General features: G+C 39.5%; 3 protein-coding genes. All 3 read right to left on the bottom strand.

Annotated elements, in window-relative coordinates; all coding sequences use genetic code 11:
- Window positions 1-109: 109 nt before the first annotated feature.
- Window positions 110-736, bottom strand: a complete 627-nt coding sequence (tadF, locus tag J5224_RS26650; protein ID WP_264628177.1) for a tight adherence pilus pseudopilin TadF — start codon at window positions 734-736, stop codon at window positions 110-112.
- 1 nt (window position 737) lies between these two features.
- The gene (locus J5224_RS26645) at window positions 738-1,232 is read right to left on the bottom strand and encodes a TadE/TadG family type IV pilus assembly protein (RefSeq protein ID WP_264628176.1); all 495 of its coding nucleotides are present in this window, start codon (window positions 1,230-1,232) and stop codon (window positions 738-740) included.
- 17 nt (window positions 1,233-1,249) lie between these two features.
- Window positions 1,250-1,730 (bottom strand): prepilin peptidase (locus tag J5224_RS26640; protein WP_264628175.1); only part of this gene is annotated, 481 nt, incomplete at its 5' end.

The raw sequence follows: 1,730 nt of genomic DNA, 5'->3' as shown, positions 1-1,730 counted from the left end.
ACAGCAATGTCGTTGCCCCAGACTCTCTGCGGAAAACCAAGAGAAAGAAATCAACAGCATGTTTTATCTTCATGACTCTCCCTGAGATGATTATCGAACGCCAAAAAACTCACCGAGGAATTACCGCATTACTAACCGAGATATTTCCAATAGATAGTCCAATAGCATTTAACATTCTTATTAATAAACTATACTGACCTTGAGTACAGAGGGTGACTTGATAAACAGGTAGCCAACGCCCCCCCTGCACTGATGCAGTATCAGCATGAGAAAAAGGGGAAAGCGGAATTCGTTTAGTAAAATCCTTGGCAAAGTCAGACTTTGGACAATAGTCATCCTTAACATTATCAACAGTAAACGCTATCGGGCTTCCTTTTAATTTTTTCTCTGATTTGGCAGCATCATCGAAATAGATGGCATCCACGTAGAGATTGTACTTTTTTCCGAGGTGAGTTTCAGCCAAGAGCATCGCCGCCAACATATCTAACTGATCGACATCATCCTGTGTCAAAACTTCTTTTCCTTGATAAAGTGCTGTGCGCTCACGCAACACACTGGCAAGAGACTGACTGACACGTTCCATATATCCTTTGTTTAAAAAATATCGACTGTAATCAATTAATAAAAAACAAAGCAGCATAATAGAAAAAAAATAGAAAATAAACTCAATCACTACACTTCCTTTCTCACTTTCTATCCCAAACAGCAATTTTCTTTTTCTGTAACGCGAAGACATATTACAATTCTCCTCGCTGAAATTCCTGAACAAAAGCAATCTTTCGCTTCCATCGCTGTTCAACCATCACCGTTGGAAATATAAAGAAGAGAGGTTGATAATGAATGTTAACATCATACAGCGCCAACGGTTTTCCAACCGCATGGGTAGATGAGCAATGTTTGCCATTCTCAATTAACGCAGCAATGTCATTACAATATTGTGCAGATACACGTATCGTATTTTTTTGGGTAAATAACGGCCATACATCTAAACGCTCATTAAAGGCTTTCTTGAAATAAGCGCGGTAATCACTATCAGGCTGACGAAGCGATGTACGATAGCTGGATTCGGCCAGAATCAAATCCAGGGCAGATGAAATATAAACCACCCGACACAGTTCTGCGAGAAAAAGAAGTGCCATAATAAAAGGGATAAGGATCAAAGAAAACTCAAGCGCGGCACTTCCAGTACTCGAACGGTACCATAAAAGCACATATTTCCTTTTGTTGTTCAATTTTTAATCCTTCTTACTTACACAGCCCACAACAGCCAATAGCCACAGCAGATAGCAACACCGTAGGGTACGGTGATGACATTCTGTTTTGAGAACACTCGGTAATATAAACACGTAAGCAACGTGAGTGGGATCCCTGCCATTCCCGTCAATAAGAGAAAATCCCCTATATGTGGCGTTGAAAGCCCCGTTGATAATGCACATACCAGTTTAATATCACCTGCACCTATTACTCCTGCTACAGAGAAAACAAAACCGACACAAAACAATAGCGACAATATAATTAATGAGAGATCGTCAACATGGTGAAAAGCTAATAAAAGTGAAAGCAAAAAGATAAGCAATGTTGTCACATTGGTAATTTGTCTAAAACGAATATCTGTATAACAAACGAATATCAATATTACACTGATAGCTATTGCCAGCATCCCTTCTACTTTCACTTTTAGTTGTCCCTTAAACATGCCAGAAGCGTTTATAGTCCACTGAATAGTATGG

The organism is Candidatus Symbiopectobacterium sp. NZEC135, from assembly GCF_025962695.1.
This window is presented reverse-complemented; position numbering and strand designations above follow the sequence as displayed.